Annotated in this window: 7 protein-coding genes and 2 pseudogenes; 4 read left to right on the forward strand and 5 right to left on the reverse strand. The window is 34.2% G+C overall.

Going from position 1 to position 3702, the window contains the following annotated elements:
- Positions 1-212: pseudogene (locus tag IQ228_RS23175) on the forward strand (ATP-binding protein); the annotation flags it as partial.
- Between the two features lie 33 nt (positions 213-245).
- Here IQ228_RS23175 and IQ228_RS23180 read toward each other — a convergent pair.
- The 4 genes from IQ228_RS23180 to IQ228_RS23195 all read right to left on the reverse strand — a co-directional run bounded on the left by IQ228_RS23180 (position 246) and on the right by IQ228_RS23195 (position 1785).
- The gene (locus IQ228_RS23180; protein ID WP_027400763.1) at positions 246-530 is read right to left on the reverse strand and encodes a type II toxin-antitoxin system RelE/ParE family toxin; all 285 of its coding nucleotides are present in this window, start codon (positions 528-530) and stop codon (positions 246-248) included.
- On the reverse strand, positions 505-735 hold the full coding sequence (locus tag IQ228_RS23185; RefSeq protein ID WP_027400762.1) for a hypothetical protein: 231 nt from the start codon (positions 733-735) through the stop codon (positions 505-507). The genes IQ228_RS23180 and IQ228_RS23185 overlap by 26 nt, the downstream gene beginning before the upstream one ends.
- 503 nt (positions 736-1238) lie before the next feature.
- Entirely contained in the window at positions 1239-1481 is a 243-nt protein-coding gene (locus IQ228_RS23190; protein WP_228044036.1) for a DUF5615 family PIN-like protein, read from the reverse strand.
- Positions 1474-1785 carry a DUF433 domain-containing protein gene (locus IQ228_RS23195; protein ID WP_027400760.1) on the reverse strand — a complete coding sequence of 104 codons (312 nt, stop codon included), beginning with the start codon at positions 1783-1785 and terminating at the stop codon, positions 1474-1476. Before IQ228_RS23195 ends, IQ228_RS23190 begins: the two co-directional genes overlap by 8 nt.
- Before the next feature lie 391 nt (positions 1786-2176).
- Between IQ228_RS23195 and eno the strand changes: the two are divergent.
- From eno to IQ228_RS23210, 3 genes and pseudogenes are all read left to right on the forward strand, one after another.
- Positions 2177-2619 (forward strand): annotated as a pseudogene (gene eno, locus IQ228_RS23200) (phosphopyruvate hydratase); the annotation flags it as partial.
- A gap of 33 nt (positions 2620-2652) precedes the next feature.
- Entirely contained in the window at positions 2653-3072 is a 420-nt protein-coding gene (locus IQ228_RS23205; protein WP_027400758.1) for an element excision factor XisH family protein, read from the forward strand.
- Positions 3060-3395, forward strand: a complete 336-nt coding sequence (locus tag IQ228_RS23210) for a XisI protein (protein WP_027400757.1) — start codon at positions 3060-3062, stop codon at positions 3393-3395. Before IQ228_RS23205 ends, IQ228_RS23210 begins: the two co-directional genes overlap by 13 nt.
- A gap of 55 nt (positions 3396-3450) precedes the next feature.
- On the opposite strand, the gene IQ228_RS26910 is transcribed toward IQ228_RS23210, so the two are convergent.
- A partial coding sequence (locus tag IQ228_RS26910) for a hypothetical protein (protein WP_228044037.1) occupies positions 3451-3702 on the reverse strand: 252 nt, incomplete at its 5' end.

The raw sequence follows: 3702 nt of genomic DNA on the forward strand, positions 1-3702 counted from the left end.
CATCTATAGAACAGCAAATTGTTCTAGCATTAAGTAAATTTAATCAACCTGCATCGAGAGAAGATATAAAACAAAACTTAGACTTATCATCAATGCAATTGATTAATGGCTTACAATCTTTAAAACAACGATATTTACTGAAAACAGTTGTCCAAGAAAAAGTTTTATTTAATTTATCTGCTGTATTTAAAGAGTATTTACAAATGAGATAAGTTAAGGTGGGAAGGGACGAATATTTATTGCAGCTACTCATAAACTCTACTTCGATGTGCAATCAGCAAAATAGTTACCAGTTTTGAATTATCATCAATTTCATAAATCACTCGATAGTCACCCACTCGATAACGATAATAACCTGAGAATTCACCTTTCAGTGCTTTTATATTAGGATAATTACGCGGCTCAATCTTTAAAATTTCAAAACATCTGTCTAACTTCTTTTGTAAAGTAGCAGAAGCAGATTCAAAAAAATCTTGAGCATCAATGCCAATAACAACCGTATAGTTAATATTTTCGTTTAAGTTGCTCAACAGAAATTACCTTACCTTCTTTAACATTTTCTTTCGCTTTAGCAAAATCTTCTTTAAATCCTTGAATTTTCAATAACTCTTCAGTAGCATCATTATCTTGTCTATCTGCCAAATACGCCAAAAAATCAACAGCCACTAATAATCTTTCTGGTGACAGTTTATCAACATATTCTTGAATTTGTTGACGAATTTCTACTGTATTCATAAATAATCTTTGCTATTTTCTGAAAATTATAACATACAAAAATGTAGAAATATCTGTCTGAATCAGGATATCCAGGATTTGAGGATTGTCAGGATTTTGTACCTAAATATTAAAAATAGCAACTAATTTCTTCAGAAACAGTCAAGCAGTATAAATAATCCTGTACATCCTTTAATCCTGAGCATCCTGATTCAGAAACAGTCAAGCAGTATAAATAATCCTGTACATCCTTTAATCCTGTAAATCCCGATTCAGACAAATTCCATGTTTAGTCACCACTCTAAATCAAAAGGGCTAAAAGATTAAGATTCTCTTCAGTAACGGTTAGCTCAATATTGAATATTGCCATATAGCGATCGCCCTCTAGCCTCTAGCCACATTCACTTCAAAAGAGCGATCGCTTTCTTCATTCATAAATATTCAATTCTCCCAAACATCTCTTCAGGTGATAGCAACTCCCAAATTAATACTAAACCCTGAATAATCTGTCCAATAGATTTTATTTACTGAGGACAATAAACAATTCCCAAGTGATTTGTATTGACTTGATGTAATCTCAAAAAATCCGTATCCTGAGTAAATATAACTCTTCCTTGAGATACCGAAAATTCTAATTGCAACTCATCAGATACCGCAATAAGTCCTTGTTCTGGAGTTGTCGTTACATCAATTCCTCTTTTACGAAGTCCACCAGCGATCGCATTACTGACATTTTCATCTAAATGAAATTTAATTTCTCTAACCATGACCTTTTTGAAGTTTTTGCTGTACTAAAGAAGGCGTTTGAGATTTCATCTCTTTAGCAAATATTTCATCTTCTTCTATATCTTTTCTAATTTCTTCTAGATGATCATAATAATAAGCCAATGCTGCATGAACCTCCGCTAAAGTAATACTGGGATAATGATAGACCATTTCATCTGGTGACATTCCCATGCGTTCATACCAAATAACGATATTTTGCACTTTAATTCGATGTCCAGCAATGCGAGGTTTACCACCGCATATCCCTGGTGTAATTTCAATATGATTAGTAATTACTGCTGTCATTTAATTTCTTTCCTTCTCTTTCCAAGAATGTATAAATTTGCAGGGTAACTTAAATCATTATACACTTTTTTATCTTACTCATAAATTCTACTGCGATGAGTAAATTGTAACACAAGCAGATTTAGAAATATATGTCTGATATGGCTACACTATCAGACAAAATAAATTATCAATAGATAATCCTGTACATCCTTTAATCCTGGACATCCTGATTCAGATAAATTCCATGTTTCCTTCCATACTCAGCGAGCATTATCACCCGTCACGATTGGAAATCTTCTTTAATGTCAGGCGATTTTCCCCCAGAAACACATAAACTAGCGATTGGGTTATTAGTAAACTGTAAAGGTTAAACCCTGACGACATACTCAAAATCAAGGACAAACCACGAATGACAAAATACCTAGACACCGCTATTGAAGCCATTATCTCCCGCGAAATCCTTGACTCACGGGGAAGACCTACCCTAGAAGCAGAAGTACATTTAGCTGGTGGTGCAGTGGGACTCGCGCAAGTTCCTAGCGGTGCTTCCACAGGCACATTTGAGGTATTTCTTTAGCAGCAGCCAAAGCAGGTGCAGTAGCTTTGGATATTCCTCTCTATCGCTATTTGGGTGGACTTTTGGCGAATTTGCTTCCTGTACTCTTGATGAATGTGATCAACGGTGGGGCGCACGCATCCAATAACGTTGATTTTCAAGAGTTTATGATTGTCCCCATCGGTGCGCCTTCTTTTAAAGAAGCTTTGCGTTGGGGTGCGGAAGTATTTGCCACTCTCAGCAAGGTGTTAGATGATAAAGGTTTGCTGACAGGTGTGGGTGATGAAGGTGGTTTTTGTTAAGCTAAAGTTAATATTTTTGATTTAGTAATGCCACAGTACGATTTATATCACAATCAAGTTAAAAATGCTCTAACCAAAGATGGATGGGTAATTACCGATGACCCCTTTATACTAGAATACAAAGGCTTGCGTTTATATGCTGATTTAGGAGCAGAAAAATTATTTGCTGCCCAGAAGATGCAGCAAAAGATTGTAATTGAAATAAAAGTTTTTAATAGCCCTTCTTTAATTACAGAATTAGAAAAAACATTAGGACAATATAATATTTATGTTAGTTTAATTAAAAGAATCAATCCAGAACGTAAATTATATTTAGCGATTCCTGAAGCTGCTTATCAAGACTTTTTTCTTAAACCAGCTATTCAAGATATTTTAAGTGATCAACAGCAGATTAATTACATTATTTTCGATCCAATTCAGGAGGTAATTGTACAATGGATAAGTTAGAAAAATACAGAAGAATTATAATTAGTATTGTTGGAAATCACGCTAAGTATAAACCTAGTCATGGAAAAATTGAGGCTTTATGTATTTGTGATCAAGAATCTGATAATTATTTGTTAATGGATACAGGTTGGGATAGAACAGGTAGAGTTCATGCAGTGGTGTTTCATTTGCGAATTATTGATGGGAAAATCTGCATTGAATGGGATGGTACAGAAAAAGGAATAACTGGGGAATTATTGGAATTAGGAGTAGGAAAGGATGATATTATTTTAGGGTTTATTCGTCCTGAATATCGGCAGTTTACAGATTTTTCTGTGGCTTAAAACACAGCAATTACTACGGTGCGTCAGATGTCAAAAATCAGTTCATCTGCAAATTTCACGGTTTATCTGCAAATGCCATACCGCAATTGGGACAATGAATATCAAAGCTACTCCAAACAGATGTTTTATGATAGTCCCAATAATAGCCATGTTTAAATAATTTTGTTGAACAATTCCAGCAATAGTTTATGTGTGTTTGATGTCCACATTTTTGTGATTTACAAGTTGCTGTGTAGTTAAATTTATTTCCATTTTTATAAACCTGAAGGTTTATTTCTGTTCCACCACAATTCAAACAAAATAAATC

Source organism: Dolichospermum sp. LEGE 00246 (assembly GCF_015207865.1).
GTDB lineage: Bacteria > Cyanobacteriota > Cyanobacteriia > Cyanobacteriales > Nostocaceae > Dolichospermum > Dolichospermum heterosporum.

Coding starts and splice junctions, on each gene's coding strand:
- IQ228_RS23185 (WP_027400762.1), bottom strand. CDS start 735: ATGAATACAGTAGAAATTCGTCAACAAATTCAAGAATATGTTGATAAA.
- IQ228_RS23190 (WP_228044036.1), bottom strand. CDS start 1,481: ATGGTTAGAGAAATTAAATTTCATTTAGATGAAAATGTCAGTAATGCG.
- IQ228_RS23195 (WP_027400760.1), bottom strand. CDS start 1,785: ATGACAGCAGTAATTACTAATCATATTGAAATTACACCAGGGATATGC.
- IQ228_RS23205 (WP_027400758.1), top strand. CDS start 2,653: ATGCCACAGTACGATTTATATCACAATCAAGTTAAAAATGCTCTAACC.
- IQ228_RS23210 (WP_027400757.1), top strand. CDS start 3,060: ATGGATAAGTTAGAAAAATACAGAAGAATTATAATTAGTATTGTTGGA.